The sequence below is a fragment of the Stenotrophomonas sp. SY1 genome, assembly GCF_021202945.1.
Taxonomy (GTDB): domain Bacteria; phylum Pseudomonadota; class Gammaproteobacteria; order Xanthomonadales; family Xanthomonadaceae; genus Stenotrophomonas.
The window spans coordinates 414,194-430,712 of sequence record NZ_JAJOYR010000002.1; the positions used below are offsets into that span (position 1 = coordinate 414,194).

Below are 16,519 nucleotides of genomic sequence, written 5' to 3' on the forward strand. Positions count from 1 at the left end.
AGGTCCACTCGCTGGAGTGCAGGCACGCCGCTAGCCTAGGCTCCACGGGTGGCAATGGGCCATCTGCAACGCACATTGCCTGGGGGAGGACCGAATGAAGCGGAACTGTTTGAGCCTGATGATTGGCACACTGCTGGCCTCCGGGCCGGCACTGGCACAGGAGGCGCCGCAACCGGCGCCATCGGCGGACAGGGGCGCTTCGGCTACCAACCTGGACACCATCGTGGTGACCGCGCGCAAGCGCGAGGAAACCCTGCAGGAAGTTCCCGTGGCGGTCACGGCGTTCACTGCCGAGGCCCTGGACAAGTTGAATGTGCAGGATCTGAGCGACCTGGATGGACAGGTCCCGAACCTGACCATCTACGCAGCGCGCGGCGCCAGCAGCACCGTCACCGCCTACATCCGCGGCATCGGCCAGTCCGATCCCACCTGGGGCGCGGACCCGGGCGTTGGCATCTACCTGGACGACGTCTACATCGCACGTCCGCAGGGCGCCCTGCTGGATGTGTTCGACGTCTCGCGCATCGAAGTACTGCGCGGCCCGCAGGGCACGCTGTACGGCAAGAACACCATTGGTGGCGCGATCAAGTACATCTCGCGCGGCCTGCCGACCACGACCGAGGGCTTCGCCCAGATCACCGTGGGCAACTACAGCCAGCTCGACGCCAAGGCGGCCATCGGCGGCCCGCTCGGCGGACCCGACAGCGGCCTGCGCGCACGCATCGCGGTGGCCAGCATGAACCACGACGGTTTTGGCGAAAACACCTTCACCAACCAGCCTGTCAGCGACAAGCAGGTCAACTCGGCGCGACTGAATCTGGGCGCTTACGCCGGTGATGATTTCGACGTGCAGTTCGCACTGGATTGGGCCGATGACCAATCCGGCATGCGCGGCTCGAAGATGCTGGAACCCAACCGGTTCACGCCGGCCTATCCGCCGATGGATGACCGCTATGACATCCGCTCGGGCATGCGCAACCTCAACAGCGTCGAGACCAAGGGTGCCTCGGCCACGGTGAACTGGCGGCCCAACGAAGACTGGGCACTGAAGTACGTGGTCGCCAAGCGCGAATCGGACAGCCATTCCAACATCGACTTCGATACCACGCCGGTCAAGCTGGCCGACGTCGGCGGCTTCTACGAGGACAGCCAGGTCAGCAATGAAGTGCAGGTCAACTACGATGCCGGCGGACGCGCGCGCGGCGTGGTGGGCTTGTACCAGTTCAGCGGTGAAGCAGGCGGGCAGATCCGCAACAACTTCTTCAACCTGCAGTTCGGCGACACGCGTGGCAAGGTTCTGACCGACAGCATCGCGCTGTATGCGGACTGGACCTTCGACCTGACCGACAAGCTCAAGCTCGACGTCGGCGCCCGCTACACGGACGAGGACAAGCGCGCGATCGTGCTGAACCGCTTCTATTCCGATGCCAGCTTCACCCGGCCGATCGCGGTCGCGGCCGATTTCGACAAGACCACCAACTTCAAGAACGTCTCGCCGAAGGTGTCGTTGGATTACGAGATCACCCCGGAGATCATGATCTACGGCCTGGCAACACGCGGCTTCAAGTCCGGTGGCTACAACATCCGCGCCAATGCCGTGGCGGTACCCCGCTCGGCCGAGCCGTTCGATGACGAGACCGTGGACAGCTTCGAGATCGGCAGCAAGATGGGCTTTCTCGACCAGCGCCTGTTCCTGAACCTGTCGGCCTTCCACAACAAGTACGAGGACATCCAGCTGTCGGTGTTCACCGGCATCGATACCAATGGCGATGGCGTGAACGACGCCTTCTTCGGTGACTTCACCAACGCCGGTGCCGGTACGGTCAACGGCGTGGAAGTCGAGTATCAGTTCCTGCCGACGCGCAACTGGCTCTTCTCCGGCAACCTTGCCTGGCTGGATACCAAGTACGACGAGTACATGGATCGCGGCGTCAACGTCGCCGACCAGATGAAGTTCACCAATGCGCCGGAATTCTCGGGCGCCCTGAACGTGGAGTACCGTACCGAGCTGTCCAACGGCAGCAATCTCTCGGCCCGGGTCGGCTACAGCTACCAGAGCGAAGTCTGGCCGACCACCGACCTCAGCCCGGTGATCAAGCAGGATGGTTACGGCCTGGTCAATGCCGGCGTGATCTGGAAGCTCAACGACGCCTGGACGTTCTCCCTGCAAGGCAGCAACCTGGCCGACAAGGAGTACCGGACCACCGGTTACAACATCCCGGCGGTCGGCACGCTGATCGGCTTCTACGGCCCGCCACGCCAGTACAGCCTCAGCGCTCGTTACGACTTCTAGGAACCACCGCATGACGCAGCCTTACGATGATCTGTACTGGAACAGCAACGATGGATTGCGTCTGCATGCGCGCGACTATCCGGCCGACGCGGGGACATCCCCGCGCGGCACGGTGGTCTGCATCCCGGGCTTGACCCGCAACGCCGCCGACTTCGATGCGCTCGCGCAGCTGTTGTCGGCTGGCGGCTGGCGCGTGCTTGCCGTTGACCTGCGTGGACGGGCCGGCTCGGCCCGCGCGACCGACCCGACCAGCTACAACGCGCGGGTCTACGCCGACGACATGGCCGCGCTGCTGCACTCCCAGGGCGTGGACAAGGCTGTGTTCATCGGCACCTCGCTCGGCGTGCTGGTCACCATCACCGTTGCCTCGCGCACGCCCGGGCTGATCGCCGCGGCGGTGCTCAACGATGCCGGGCCCAAGGTGCCGCGCCAAGCCCTGACGCGGATCGGCAAGTACGCCGGCAAGACCCTGCCACCGATGGATCTGGAGCAGGCAGCTGCCTACGCCGAATCGATCGGCAAGGCCTCCTTCCCGCGCTTCACCAGTGACGACTGGCGGGCAATGGCCTCGCGCATGTTCCGCAAGCGCGACGACGGCCTGCTGGAGCTGGACTACGACCCGGCCATCATCCGCACCACCCGGCCCTGGGTGCTGTGGTTGCTGCGGCCGGTGCTGTGGCGCGCGGTACGCTCGCTGACCAGCCGTGCGCCAGTACTGGTCGTGCGCGGTGCGCTGTCGGACATACTGCCGGCGGAGGTCGCACGGCAGATGGCCGCAACCTCGCCGAACGCGAGCCTGGTCGAAGTACCCGATGTGGGCCACGCCCCGACGCTGTCCGAGCCTGTGGCCAAGGACGCGATCCTCGCCCTTCTGGAGCGCGTGAAATGAGCACCACCAACACCGACATCCCACCCGCACTGGAAGCACTGCGACAATGGGCTGCGACCGAACGGCTGGGCGCGAGCGTGCAGGTGGCGCAGTCGCGCATCGATGCCTTCGCCGACGCCACCGGTGACCACAACTGGATCCACGTCGATCCGGAGCGCGCAGCTACCGAACTGCCGGGTGGGCAGACCATCGCCCATGGTTTCCTGCTGCTTTCACTCACCGTGGAGGAAGACGTGGCGGCGCTGGTCGGCTTCCCCGGCATCGCCCGCGTGCTCAACTACGGTCTGAACAAGGTGCGCTTCCTTGCCCCGGTGCCCAGCGGTTCGGCTATCCGGGTGCGCTCGCGGCTGGCCTCGCTGGAATGCCGGCAACCTGGGCAATGGCTGCTGACCCAGCACAAGACGGTTGAACTGCTGCCCGCTGGCGAGGTGGCCCTGGTCGCCGAACACCTGTCGCTGATCGTGGTCGAGCCCTGACGTCCATCGCCGGCTGCACGACGGGTTCCCGCGCCGGACCCCGCGCATGAGCATGGCTGTTCTCTCTACACTGGAGCGATGTTGACGCCCTCCATCGTGCTGTTGGCCTGCCTTGCCTGGACCGTGCTGCTGTTCGGTGTCGCGCTGTGGGGCGAGCGCCAGGGTCACCGTCTTTCGCGTGCCTGGCCGGTCATCTACTCGCTGTCGCTGGCCGTGCATTGCACCGCATGGACCTACTACGGGGCCGCCTCGCAAGGCGCGCAATGGGGCTTTGCGATCCCGCCGACGCTGATCGGCATGGCCCTGATCTTCGCCTTCGGCCTGCCGTTCCTGGCACAACTGGGACGGCTGGCCAAGCAACACAACAGTGCAACCATCGCCGACCTGGTGGTGGCACGGCTGCGCACTGACCAGGGACTGGGCATGACCATCACCCTGGTCGCCCTGTTCGGCATCATTCCCTACATCGCACTTCAGTTGACAGCGATCAGCCAGGGCCTGGGCGCGCTGCTCGGCGACCAGGTCACGGCCGGCGGCAGCCAGCCGGACGTATCGTTCTGGTTCGCGTTGACGATGGCGGCGTTCACCATGTTGTTCGGGGCGCGCAAGGCGTCGGCAACCGAGCACAATCGCGGCATCGTGGTGGCGCTGGGCCTGGAGTCGCTGCTCAAACTGGCGGCGCTACTCGCCATCGGCCTGTATGCGGCGCTGTCGATACGCGCGGACGCTCCGCTGCTGGACAAGATGCTGCAGCTGGCGCCGCCTGCGGTGGTGCCGGACTTCATCACGATGGTCGCGCTGGGGGCGATGGCTGCCTTCACCCTGCCCCACCAGTTCCACGTCGGTGTGGTGGAACTGCGCCAATCCTCCGACCTGAAGACCGCCCGCTGGCTGTTTCCTCTCTACCTGCTGCTGATCGGCCTGCCCTCGGTGCCGATGGCGCTCTCCGGAGCCGCCCAGCTGGGCCAGTCGGTTTCGCCCGACGTGTACGTGCTGATGCTGCCGCAGGCCGCCGGCCACCATGTACTGGCCCTGCTTGCCTACCTCGGCAGTCTGAGCGCCGCCACCGGCATGATGATCCTGTCGGGGCTGACCCTGTCGATCATGCTCGGCAACCACGGCTTTGGCTCGCGCCTGCTGGGCGGCATGCATGGCGATGCCGGCGCCGACCTGCGGCCCCGCGTGCTGGCATTCCGACGTGGCGGCATCCTTGCCGTGTTCCTGATGTCGTGGCTGTACAGCCGCGCGATGAGCGGAACAGAAGCGCTCAGCGACTTCGGCCTGATGTCGTTCACGGCGTTGGCCCAGTTGGCGCCGGCCGTGCTGCTGGCGGTGTATCGCCCGCGTACGCCGTCGCCGGCGATCATCGCCGGCATCGTGACCGGTTCGCTGGTATGGCTGTGGCTGGTGCTGCTGCCGATGATCATGTCGCCGCCGCCGGCCTCGGACGGACTGCACTGGATGCTGTTCTTCCCGTTGCGGATACAGACCGGGCACATCGCCATCGGCATGGGCACCAGCCTGCTGGTGAACCTGCTCACCATCGCGGTCACGGCACGCGCGGTGCGGCCCTCGCTGCCGCAGCGGCGCGAAGGCGTGGCTGCAGCGTCGATGCGCAAGACCGCCGGACGTTTCCTCGGCCAGGAACGCGCACGGCAACTGATGGCCGGGCATGCCGGGCAGATGCTCGATGACCAACGCGTCACCGCCATCGAGCGCGAACTGACCGCCGTGGTGGGCGCGGGCATGGCACGGCTGCTGGTCGAGGCCGCACGCGATGGCGGCGCGGCGCCGTTGGAAGCGGTCACCCGCGCCGTCGGCGAGGCCACCCAGGTACTACGCTTCAACCAGCGGCTGCTGGAAGCAGCACTGGAAAACATGAGCCAGGGCATCAGCGTAGTCGATGCCCAGCTCCAGCTTGTTGCGTGGAACAGCCGCTACGCGGCCTTGTTCAAATTTCCACCCGAACTGCTGCAGGTCGGTCAGCCGGTGGCCAATCTCACCGCATGGGCGTTGGGGCAGCTGAAGATCGGCAGCACACCGGGCGACACACCGGCCAAGGCACTGAACCGGCGGGTAACACACATGCGCCGCGGTACACCGCATCTTTCCGAGCGCATATTCCCCGACGACACCATCGTCGAGATCCGCGGCAACCCGATGCCCGGCGGCGGTTATGTCGCCACCTTCACCGACGTCACCGCGTTCCGGCGCGCCGAGGACGCCCTCAAGCGCAGCAATGAAACCCTGGAGCGCCGCGTGCAGGATCGCACCGCGCGCCTGGAGCTGGCCGTACACGAGGCCGAGCGCGCCAACGTGGCCAAGACCCGGTTCCTGACCGCCGTTGGCCACGACCTGATCCAGCCCCTGCACGCCGCGCAGTTGCTCACCGATGCGATGTCACAGCACATCGAGTCCGAGTTCCTCGACAGCTTCCTGCGCCAGATCCGTGGCGCACTGGACTCCACCGATGACCTGCTCTCGGGCCTGCTCGACATCTCACGACTGGAGGCCGGCGGTCTGGTCGCCGATCCGCGTCCGTTCGCGTTGTCGAACGTGCTCGACCCGCTGGCACAGGAGTTCTCCGTGCTGGCCGCCGCACGCGGCCTGCAGTTCCGCTACGTCCCTACGCGCGCCTGGGTGCACAGCGACCCGCTGCTGCTGCGCCGCGTACTGCAGAACTTCCTGGCCAATGCCATCCGCTACACCCGCAGCGGCGGCGTGCTGCTGGGCGTCCGTCGCCAAGGCGACACGCTGTCCATCGGCGTACACGACAGCGGCCCGGGCATCGCGCCCGAACAGCAGACGGTCGTGTTCGAGGAGTTCCAGCGCGGCGATCGCAGCAACGGCCAGGGGCTGGGCCTGGGGCTGGCCATCGCCCACCGGATCGCCGGCCTGCTGCACGCACCGCTGTCCCTGCACAGCGTGATCGGCCATGGCTCGGCATTCGCCATCGCGGTATCGCGCGCCTATCCGGTCCAGCCTTCGCGCAGCGAACCGCAGGCCACCACCAGCACCATCAAGGGGACGCGGGTGCTGGTGATCGACAATGATCCCGACGCGCTGGAAGCCATGCGCCAGATGCTGTTGGCCTGGGGCTGCGAGGTGACCGCGGTGCCCAACGGCGATGCCGTCGAGGCGTCGGCCCGCGACGCGGACCTGTGGTTGTTCGACTACCACCTGGACGATGGCGATACCGGCGTCCAGCTGTGGACCCGGCTGGCTGCCGCGCATGGGCAGCGCCCTACCGTGATCCTCAGCGCCGATACCGGCAGCCAGACCCGTGAAGCGGTGCGTGAGGCCGGCCTGTCGTTGTTGAACAAGCCGTTCAAACCACTGGCGCTGCGCTGGGCGATCAACCACCTGCTCGCCACACGTGGCGCGGCCACGGCAGGCACGTAGGCAGGCGCAGCTGCCTGCCGTTGATCAACAACGGCAGGCAGTCAACTCAGGCGTCTTCGGGTTGTTCGCGCAGCCGCAGTTCCTGGACATCGTCGATCTGCCGCGAGGCATCGGTCAGGCCCAGCTCGTGCAGGACGCGGATGGCCTGTGCGCGGTTGCGCACACCGAGCCGGCCCATGATGCGCGTCATATGCGCCTTGACCGTCCGCAACTGCACGCCCAGGCGGTCGGCGATCTGCTTGTTGAGCAGCCCCTCGGCCACCAGGCTCAGCACCTTGTACTGGTGCGCCGACAGGCTGGACAGGCGTGCGGCCAGGTCGGCGTCCTTGCTGAAGGGCGCCACCCGCGCGACGGTTTCGCGCAGCATCGCCGGTATCCAGCGCTCGCCATCGAGAACGGTCTGCAACGCCTGTTGCAGATCCACCAGCCCTGAACTCTTGGGCAGGTAGCCAGCCGCACCCAGGTCGATGGCGCGGCGGATCACCTGCGGCTCTTCGTTGGCCGAAACGATGATGATCGCCAGCCCCGGCTGCAATGCGCGGATCGTCGCCAGGCCGGCAAGGCCGTGATTGCCCGGCATGTGCAGGTCCAGCAGCATCAGGTCGATCTGCTGGTTCTCCAGTGCCTCAAGCACGCCATCGAGCGAATCGGCTTCGCTGATCTGCAGATCGACCACCGCCTCGTCGGCCGCGCGATGCAGCGCGGCTCTGAACAAGGGGTGGTCATCGGCGATGAGCAGGGTTGGCATCTCGGGCCGAGGTTAGCAAATCCCATCGCGGCTGAGCACGGGTACCTAGGTACGCTGGTATCTCCAGACCGGATTGATAGTGTGCAGCGATGAATACTTCCCGCCGTGCTTCCCTGCTTTGCGCCATGTTGCCGATCTTCGCGGGCAGCATCTCCGTCGCGGATGCCGCCGATCCCCGCGCGCCGGCCGCCGCGCCGGTGTTCGAACAATGGCGCGAGACGCCACATCGCGGCGGCGATGACCTGATGACGGCCGGGCTTGGGCTTGCAGGGCTGCGCGCCAGCGTAGCTCCCGCATTCGCCAACCCCGCCTCGCCTACGGCCGGGGAGGCCAGGCGGCGTGCGATCTGGAGCAGCTGGCGGGGCATCGCCGACCTGACCCCGGGTGGCGGCTTCGGCGAAATCTACGGCACGCTCCAGTCCGCACCGGGCCGCGAGTTCTCCGCCTACGGCCGCATCCCTGGCGCCAGCCAGCCGCATCGTGTCCTGGTGCAGATACCGGACAACTTCGATCCCGCACGCCGCTGCCTGGTAGCGACGGCGTCCTCCGGTTCGCGCGGCATCTACGGCGCGATTTCCGTGGCCGGCAGCTGGGGCCTGGCCCACGGTTGCGCCGTTGCCTACACGGACAAGGGCGCCGGCAGCGATTACTACGATCTGGACGCGGGTACTGGCTTCCAGGCCGATGGCACCCCGGCTGCCGATGGCGCGCTGGCGTTCGCCCCCGCCAAGGGAACGGCCGCGCACGGCGTCGCGTTCAAACACGCACATTCGGGCGACAACCCGGAAGCCGATTGGGGCCAGCACCTGGTACAAGCCGTGCAGTTCGGCCTGCAGGCCCTCGATCGCGCCTATCCGCAGTCGGCGCCCTTCACTCCGGCCAACACACGCACGCTGGGCGTGGGCGTATCCAACGGCGGTGGTGCGGTGCTGCGCGCTGCCGAGATCGAAGGCAACTGGTTTGACGCGATGGTGGCCGGCGAACCCAATGTGTCGGTCGCCGGCGCAGCGCCGCTCTACGACTTCGTGACCCAGGCCGCGCTGCTGATGCCCTGCGCCCTGCTGGCGGTCGATGATCTGCCGCAGCCGCCGGTGCAGGCACAGGCACGGCCGGTATGGACACAGCAATGCGCGGCACTGCGCACGGCCGGGCTGGTGCAGGGCGAGGACACCCAGGCACAAGCGCACTCGGCCCGTGAGCAACTTGCCAAGGCAGGCCTGAGCGAAGGCGCCTTGCGCGCCGGTGCATTCTCCACCGGCTTCGACCTGTGGCGCGCCATCGCAGTCACCTACGCATCGGCCTACGGCGGTTACGCCGCTGGCCAACATCCCTGCGGCTACACGTTCTCGGCCACCGCTGCCGATGGCAAACCGGGCACTGCGAGCGCCGAACTGCGCGCGAGCTGGTGGGGCGAAGCCGGTGGCATCCCGCCGGGCAGCGGCGTGATGCTGGTGGACGGCAATGCGGCGCAGGCACCGAATGATCCGCTGCGCGGGCTCAGCTGCCTGCGTTCGCTCTCCACCGGCGACAGCGCCGATGCCAAGCGGGTACGCGCCGGCATCGCCCGCGCCGCCGCCAAGGCGCCCCGCACCGGGCTTCCCATCGTGGTCATCCACGGCATCGATGATGGGCTGGTGCCGATCAGCCTGACCAGCGACCGCTACGTACCGCTGGCGCGTGCGGCCGGCGCGCAGATCGCCTACTGGCGCCTGACCAATGCACAGCATTTCGACTCGCTGCTGGCCTTCCCGGATTACCGCAAGCGCTATGTGCCGCTGCTGCCCTACCTGTTCGCGGCGATGGACCAGGTGTGGAATCACCTTGAGGACCCGGCACGCGGCCTTCCGCAGGATGCGCTGATCCAGACCACACCGCGCGCGGAAGCCCCGTTGCAGCCCGCGCAGCTTTCGATTCCCTCCGCATCCGGCCGCTGACACGGCCACCGCGTTGCTCCCCCAGGAACTCCCGATGCCCTCCACACCGCCGTCAAACCCGTCCGATGCGGGTGCTTACGCCTATCCGCTGCTGATCAAGCAATTGCTGCACACGCCCCTGGCGACCTGCCCCGGGCAGGAAATCGTCTATGGCGACAACGTGCGCCATGACTACCGCACCCTGCATGCGCGCATCGGCCAGTTGGCCGGCCTGCTGCAATCGTTGGGGGTGAAACCCGGCGATACGGTGGCGGTGATGGACTGGGACAGCCATCGCTATCTGGAAAGCTATTTCGCCGTACCGATGATCGGCGCGGTGCTGATGATGGTGAACATTCGCCTGGCGCCGGAACAGATCGCCTACACGCTCAACCACAGCGGCGCCCGGGTGATCCTGGCCAACCGCGAGTTCCTGCCGGTGCTCGACGGCATCGCCGAGCAACTGCCGGACCTGCGCACACGCGTCCTGCTGGACGACGAAGGCGGCCCGCTGCCCGACGGCTTTGCGACGGAATACGAAGCGGGCCTGCGCCAGGCCGAACCGGTCATCAGCTTCCCCGACTTCGACGAGAACACCCGCGCCACCACGTTCTACACCACCGGCACTACCGGCCTGCCGAAGGGCGTTTACTTCAGCCACCGCCAGCTCGTGCTGCACTCGTTGGCGGCGATGGCGGCACTGGGCAGCGCGCACCAGCAAGGTCGCCTGCATCGCGACGACGTCTACATGCCGATCACGCCCATGTTCCATGTCCATGCCTGGGGGCTGCCCTACGTGGCCACACTGATGGGCATCAAACAGGTCTATCCGGGCCGCTACCTGCCGGGTCGCCTGCTGGAACTGATCCGCCGGGAGAAGGTGACCTTCTCGCACTGCGTGCCGACCATCCTGCACATGCTGCTCGCCGATCCCGCCTCCGCACAGACCGACCTGCGCAACTGGAAAGTCGTCATCGGCGGCGCGGCGCTGCCACGCGCACTGGCGCAGCAGGCACTGGCGCGCGGCATCGACATCTTCGGCGGTTACGGCATGTCCGAGACCTGCCCGCTGCTGACCCTCGCCCAGCTCGATACCGAGGCACTGGCCGGTTCCGAGGACGAGCAACTGTCGCTGCGGACCAAGGCGGGCATCCCGGTGCCACTGGTGGACCTGCGCATCGTCGATGAGGACATGAACGACGTCGCCCACGATGGCCATGCAACCGGTGAAGTGGTCGTGCGCACGCCGTGGCTGACGCAAGGCTATCTGCACGACCCGGCGGCATCGGCCACGCTATGGGCCGGCGGCTACCTGCACACCGGCGACATCGGCAACATCGATGCCGGCGGCTACCTGCGCGTGACCGATCGCATCAAGGACGTCATCAAGACCGGCGGCGAATGGATCTCCTCGCTCGCGCTGGAAGACATCATCGCGATGCACCCTGAGGTCAGCGAGGTCGCGGTCATCGGCATCGCCGACCCCAAATGGGGCGAGCGCCCACTGCCGCTGGTGGTCAAGCGCGAAGGCAGCGTACTGACCGAAGCCGAAATCATCGAACTGGTCGCCGCGCGCAGCCGCTCCGGCGACATCTCCCGCTACGCGATCCCGGAACGGATCCGGTTTGTCGATGCGATAGCACGCACCAGCGTGGGCAAGATCAACAAGCGCAAGCTACGTGATCTGCACGACCTTCCGGCAGATCAAGGTGCCGTCGTCAGCGCTGGAAAACAGTAGGCCAGCAGGGGAACCCCTCGCTGCAGGACGGGCGTTCCGTCCTGCAGGCGCTGAGCGCTTACATCTGACCTCGGGCGATCGTCTCGGGATAAGGGGCAAGCCGCATCTCTTATGACTTGGCCCCAAATTCGAACTCTCCAGTTTCGGCAACGCGCTCCAAAGGCGAAAGCGGCACAGCAGCATTCCTGGAATTTCCCGAACGACATTCGAAACTAGCCGGTATCACTGCTCTCGTTCAGCAGGAAGTGCAAGGCGAGCTCATCACCACCAAACGCGGCCATTCGCACCAAACGCAATGCTGCTTCCTGATCGCTTGCCACCCCTTTCCCCCGAAGGAGGCAAAGACCATATTCATACTGCGCGGCAGGAAGGCCAGCATCCGCAGCCTCCCTGAAATAGCCCGCTGCAACGCCGTCATCGCGTTGAACAAAATCCCCGAACCTGTAATAGCAACCAAGTCTGTAAACAGCAGGCGCATAGCCCTTGGCTGCTGCACGTCTCAAGTCCATCAAACTGCGAATCTCAAAACCATCTTGATCTTCACCTGAAAGAGAGATTGTTGAAGACAAGAACAGTGCTTCAGCATCACCGGAGGAAAGCAGAGGCTGTATCAGCGCACGCGCAGCGGGAAAATCATCGGAATCGATGAGTTTGTCGAAGTTAGCTGTCAACGCGGTTGGCAATCTGGCGCTGGCCATGGGCGATCCTCACCACTCTGGTTGGGCTCCTGCAGGTGCGGCAGCTTTCAGCCCTCAGGCGTAGCGACCATCTTGTAAACCAGCTCGCCATCCACCCAGGTCGACAGCACCTTCAACTCATCCAGTTGTTCGGCGGGCATCGTCAACGGGTCGCGGTCCAGCACCACGAAATCGGCGCGCAGTCCACGCGCCAGCGTGCCGACTTCGCTCTGGTCATGGCCGGCCCACGCCGCGTCACTGGTAAAACCGCGTAGTGCCTCGGCCGCACTCAGGCGTTGCTCCGGCTGCCAACCGCCGGGCGGCTGACCTTCGCGATCCTGGCGGGTCACCGCTGCATACAGGCCCAGCCGCGGGTCCACCTGCTCGACCGGGAAGTCCGAACCCAACGCCAGTCGCGCGCCGCTGTGCAGATAGCGCTGCCACGCGTAGGCGCCCTTGACCCGCTCCGGCCCCACCCGCTGCTCGGCCCAGCCCATGTCCGAGGTCGCGTGCGTCGGCTGCATCGAGGCGATCACGCCGAGCTTGGCGAAGCGCGGAATGTCCTCCAGCGACACCACCTGTGCGTGCTCCACGCGCCAGCGATGGTCATTGTCCTTGTGCGTGCCCAGCACCTTCTCGTAGGTGTCCAGCACGATGCGGTTGCCGCGATCACCAATGGCATGCGTGGCGACCTGCACCTTGCAGCCGTCGGCCTTGCGCACGGCCACTTCGTAGTCCACCGGCGAGGTCATCAGCAGGCCACGGTTGTGCGGATCGTCGCTGTAGTCGGCCAGCAACGCGGCACCACGGCTGCCCAGTGCGCCGTCCATGAACAACTTGACGCCCCACATCTGCAGGCGACCGCCCGGATGCGCGTAAAGCCCGTTGCGGCACAGGTCGTCCAACGCACCCTGGTTGCCGTCGGCGTACGCGTCGATGCGCAGCGGCAGCTTGCCCTGGTCGGCCAGGCGCTTCATCAGGGCCAGGTCTTCGCGCGACACGCCCATGTCGTGCACACCGGTCAGGCCGTTGCGCACAGCCGCCTGCAACGCGGCCAGCAGGCGCTTCTCGCGTACCGCGTCATCCGGTGCAGGAATGTGTGCGCTGACCAGCGCCGCAGCCCCATCGATCAAAACGCCGGTCGGCTTGCCAGCGGCATCACGCAGGATGCGCCCGCCTTCCGGCTGCCAGTCACCCGCAAATGGTTTGCCCGCCTTTTCGGCGATGCGCAGCGCCGCGCTGTTGACCCAACCGGCATGGCCATCGACGCGATCCAAGTACAACGGCCGCTCAGGGAACGCCGCATCCAGGTCGGCCACGGTCGGGAATGCGGTGTTGTCCCAGCGGTTCTGGTCCCAACCCGCGCCCAGCAGCCATTCGCCCGGGGCCAACGTTTTCTCGAACGCCTTCAGCCGCTCCACCACTTCAGCGCGGCTGCGCGCACCGGTGAGGTCGGCCTGCGCCAGCGTGTTGCCCAGGTAGACCAGGTGCGCATGCGCATCGATCAAACCCGGCACCACCACCGCATCGCCGGCATCGATGCGCGGCGCCTGCGGATACAACTGCAACATGGCCTCGGCGCTGCCCACGTCCAGCAGACGACCGCTTTCGGTATCCCATGCCAAGGCGCCGGCCGACGGCTGGGCCGGATCACCGGTGCGGATGGTATCGGCGACAAGCACCCGCACTTCGGCGTGGGCCGGGCTCAACTGCAGACAGGGAAGCAACAGGGCAAGACAGGCAGCACGGCGCATTGCGGACACTCCCGAACAGGACCCGGCGACTATGCCGACATCCTGTTGGGCTTACAAACCGGACTTGTCCAGGGCCGCCTGGCGGGCCTGCAATCAGTCGGCGCTCACGTCCACGCGCACCCGGATGCGCTCACCGGGGTGATAGTCGCGCCGCGTGTGGTACTGCCTGCCGGCATATTCGTAGGTGACGTCGTAGCCATCGACACGCTCTTGCTCACTGCCGTATCCGCTTGGCTCACACACGCGCACGTCGCCACGGCGATAGTCCTGGCTGCGGCTGTTGGCGTCATAGATGGCCCGGCCTGCGGCGCCACCGGCAATCGTACCGACGGCGGTGCCCAGGTAACGGCCATCACCGCCACCAACGCGGCTGCCAAGCACAGCGCCGGCCAGGCCACCGATCACCATGGCGACCTGCCGTCCCGAGTCAGTGCCCTGGCGGTAAGCGCCTTTGTCATAGCCACCGTCGTAGCGGCCATCGTTGCGGTATGCGCCGTCATCGCCGCCGTAGACGTAGTCGCCCTCGCTGCGCTGGTAGCAACGCTCGCTCTGGCCCTGGCTGTGACCAACGATGATCGGGTCCACCCGCACCACGCGCGCGTAGTCGTAGGCGGGGCTGTTGTCATTCGGGTAGCCCGCAGGCCGGTACTGGCCATCGTCGTAACGCGGATCAGGACGATATTGGCCGTCGTCGTAACGCTGGGCCGATGCAGTGAAGGCGGCCAGGCCGCCCAGGGTCAGAACACCGGCAAGAGACAGCGAACGAAGCATGGCGAAGGCGCACCCGGGTGGAATAGCGCGATGCTCAGCCGCGCAGGGTGAAACGCCCCTGAACCGGACGGGCAAGGCCTCGATGGCCCTGCCCGTCCGCTTCGCGATCAGGCGGAAAACTCGGTTTCCAGCGTAATCGGCACTGCGCTGAGCGCCTTGGAAACCGGGCAGTTCTGCTTGGCGTCATCGGCAATCGCGCGGAACTTCACCTCATCCAGGCCCGGCACCACCGCCTTGACCTTCAGCCGGATCTGCGAGAACTGCGGCCCGCCTTCCATCGACAGATCGACATCGGCGCGGGTGTCCAACGATTTGGGCGGGAAGCCGGCTTCGCTGAGCTTGGCCGACAGTGCCATGGTGAAGCAGCCGGCATGCGCGGCGGCGACCAGCTCCTCCGGATTGGTGCCCTTCTCATCGCCGAAGCGGCTGTTGAAGGCGTAGCGGGTGTTCTCCATCAAGCCACTTTGTGGCGTACTCAGCCGGCCCTGTCCGGTCTTCAGATCACCTTCCCAATGTGCGGTTGCATGGCGCGAGATACCCATGGAGCGACTCCTGTTGGTGGATGCGTGGCCAGCGTAGAACAGGAACTGTTAGCGCATTGTGCGGCGCGGCGACCAGGACCTGCGCTGCCGACCGGCGAACCATGGCAGGCCGCGCAACGCATGCAGTCGAGCGCTGTTTTCCAGCCACTTCTGCCATCGATGAGCGGCTCAAAGGTGCTCAGAAGCAATTTTTATGGGCTTTTTTGTCGATTGCCTATTGGCGGCGTGCAATTGATGCCCTACATTTCGCTTGCCGACGGGGTCGGCACGACCAACAACCAACCGTTCAATGGAACAGGAAATCATGGCAAAGACCGCTAAAAAGGCTGCCCCGAAGAAGGCAGTGAAGAAAGTCGCCACCAAGGCTGCAGCCAAGCCGGCCGCTCCCAAGCCGATCAAGGAAGCTCTGACCAAGTCGGGTCTGGTTGCTCACATCGCCGAAGCCACCAGCGTTGCTGCCAAGGACGTGCGCGCCGTGTTCGCCGCCCTGGAAGGCGCCGTGGCCGCTTCGGTCAACAAGAAGGGCGCTGGCAGCTTCACCCTGCCGGGCCTGCTCAAGATCACCACCGTGAGCGTGCCTGCCAAGCCGAAGCGCAAGGGCATCAACCCGTTCACCAAGGAAGAGCAGTGGTTCGCCGCCAAGCCGGCTACCACCAAGCTGAAGGTTCGTCCGCTCAAGAAGCTCAAGGACGCCGCGCTGTAATCAGCGCCCGCCTTTGACGGACCAGAACGGGACGGCGCTGCCGTCCCGTTTTTTTTGCCCGTGCGATGTGCGGCAGCGCTCAACTTGGTCGTCACTTTTCCGGATGGGCCCGCGCTGGAACACATCGCCGGCCGGAACCCGACAGCCACTGCCATCAGGCAGAAAGCGCTGCATGGGCCTCAGCGTTCCATGTGCGAAGCCAGTTTTGCACTGGAACACAGCGTGTTGGCTCAACGCCTCGTCCCGGGGCGGGACCCGGCCTATGGTGGCACCCATCCCCCTCCCTACCGATGCCGCCAACATGTCATACAGCAAGCATCGCTACCGCATCACCGTTACGCCCATCGAAACCGACGGCAAACAGTGCAGCGGTCGTTGCACCATCGAATTTGAACAGCGCAGCCAGTACAACTGGATGCGTCAACTCGAGTCCGCGCAGAGCCAACGCCGGCTTTCCTGCAACGATGACGCCAGCGTGGTCGTCGTCACCGGGCTGCTGGAAACCCTGGCTGAATCCACCGCCAGGCCGGACAGCCCGCTGGCCACGCTGCAGCCGGAACTGGACCAGCTCCTGCACAAGCTGCAGCAACTGCAGGTCACTGACTGATACCGG

Annotated in this window: 14 protein-coding genes; 9 read left to right on the forward strand and 5 right to left on the reverse strand. The window is 66.0% G+C overall.

From position 1 onward, the window contains the following. Positions 1–94: 94 nt before the first annotated feature. From LR961_RS13315 to LR961_RS13330, 4 genes are all read left to right on the forward strand, one after another. Positions 95–2,293, forward strand: coding sequence for a TonB-dependent receptor (locus tag LR961_RS13315; RefSeq protein ID WP_232150138.1), 2,199 nt, complete (start codon positions 95–97; stop codon positions 2,291–2,293). Between the two features lie 10 nt (positions 2,294–2,303). Beyond that, entirely contained in the window at positions 2,304–3,182 is an 879-nt protein-coding gene (locus LR961_RS13320; protein WP_232150140.1) for an alpha/beta hydrolase, read from the forward strand. Continuing rightward, a complete protein-coding gene (locus LR961_RS13325) occupies positions 3,179–3,658 on the forward strand; it encodes a MaoC family dehydratase (RefSeq protein WP_232150149.1) in 480 nt (159 codons plus the stop codon). The genes LR961_RS13320 and LR961_RS13325 overlap by 4 nt, the downstream gene beginning before the upstream one ends. Positions 3,659–3,736: 78 nt before the next feature. After that, the gene (locus tag LR961_RS13330; protein WP_232150150.1) at positions 3,737–7,060 is read left to right on the forward strand and encodes a PAS-domain containing protein; all 3,324 of its coding nucleotides are present in this window, start codon (positions 3,737–3,739) and stop codon (positions 7,058–7,060) included. A 46-nt stretch (positions 7,061–7,106) separates the two neighbouring features. On the opposite strand, the gene LR961_RS13335 is transcribed toward LR961_RS13330, so the two are convergent. Continuing rightward, on the reverse strand, positions 7,107–7,808 hold the full coding sequence (locus LR961_RS13335; RefSeq protein WP_232150152.1) for a response regulator transcription factor: 702 nt from the start codon (positions 7,806–7,808) through the stop codon (positions 7,107–7,109). Positions 7,809–7,897: 89 nt separating this feature from the next. Here LR961_RS13335 and LR961_RS13340 point away from each other — a divergent pair, with 89 nt between their 5' ends. Both LR961_RS13340 and LR961_RS13345 read left to right on the forward strand, forming a co-directional pair. Further along, the gene (locus tag LR961_RS13340; protein ID WP_232150154.1) at positions 7,898–9,742 is read left to right on the forward strand and encodes a D-(-)-3-hydroxybutyrate oligomer hydrolase; all 1,845 of its coding nucleotides are present in this window, start codon (positions 7,898–7,900) and stop codon (positions 9,740–9,742) included. 34 nt (positions 9,743–9,776) lie between these two features. Continuing rightward, the gene (locus tag LR961_RS13345; RefSeq protein WP_232150156.1) at positions 9,777–11,459 is read left to right on the forward strand and encodes a fatty acid--CoA ligase; all 1,683 of its coding nucleotides are present in this window, start codon (positions 9,777–9,779) and stop codon (positions 11,457–11,459) included. Positions 11,460–11,671: 212 nt separating this feature from the next. Here LR961_RS13345 and LR961_RS13350 read toward each other — a convergent pair whose 3' ends face one another. From LR961_RS13350 to LR961_RS13365, 4 genes are all read right to left on the reverse strand, one after another. Continuing rightward, complete coding sequence (locus LR961_RS13350; protein ID WP_232150159.1) at positions 11,672–12,157, reverse strand: hypothetical protein; 486 nt, start codon at positions 12,155–12,157, stop codon at positions 11,672–11,674. Positions 12,158–12,204: 47 nt separating this feature from the next. Next, a complete protein-coding gene (locus LR961_RS13355; protein ID WP_232150161.1) occupies positions 12,205–13,890 on the reverse strand; it encodes an amidohydrolase in 1,686 nt (561 codons plus the stop codon). Positions 13,891–13,983: 93 nt separating this feature from the next. Next, complete coding sequence (locus LR961_RS13360) at positions 13,984–14,661, reverse strand: glycine zipper 2TM domain-containing protein (RefSeq protein WP_232150171.1); 678 nt, start codon at positions 14,659–14,661, stop codon at positions 13,984–13,986. Positions 14,662–14,768: 107 nt separating this feature from the next. Further along, positions 14,769–15,203 (reverse strand): OsmC family protein, encoded by a 435-nt coding sequence (locus LR961_RS13365; RefSeq protein WP_232150172.1) that lies wholly within the window; start codon positions 15,201–15,203, stop codon positions 14,769–14,771. A gap of 24 nt (positions 15,204–15,227) precedes the next feature. Here LR961_RS13365 and LR961_RS13370 point away from each other — a divergent pair, with 24 nt between their 5' ends. The 3 genes from LR961_RS13370 (at position 15,228) to LR961_RS13380 (ending at position 16,513) form a co-directional block, all read left to right on the forward strand. Continuing rightward, positions 15,228–15,524: a hypothetical protein gene (locus LR961_RS13370; RefSeq protein WP_232150174.1), complete on the forward strand. Its 297-nt coding sequence runs from the start codon at positions 15,228–15,230 to the stop codon at positions 15,522–15,524. Next, positions 15,508–15,906 carry an HU family DNA-binding protein gene (locus tag LR961_RS13375; RefSeq protein ID WP_232150176.1) on the forward strand — a complete coding sequence of 133 codons (399 nt, stop codon included), beginning with the start codon at positions 15,508–15,510 and terminating at the stop codon, positions 15,904–15,906. Before LR961_RS13370 ends, LR961_RS13375 begins: the two co-directional genes overlap by 17 nt. 301 nt (positions 15,907–16,207) lie before the next feature. After that, positions 16,208–16,513, forward strand: a complete 306-nt coding sequence (locus LR961_RS13380) for a DUF3861 family protein (protein ID WP_232150178.1) — start codon at positions 16,208–16,210, stop codon at positions 16,511–16,513. The last annotated feature ends 6 nt before the right edge of the window (positions 16,514–16,519 follow it).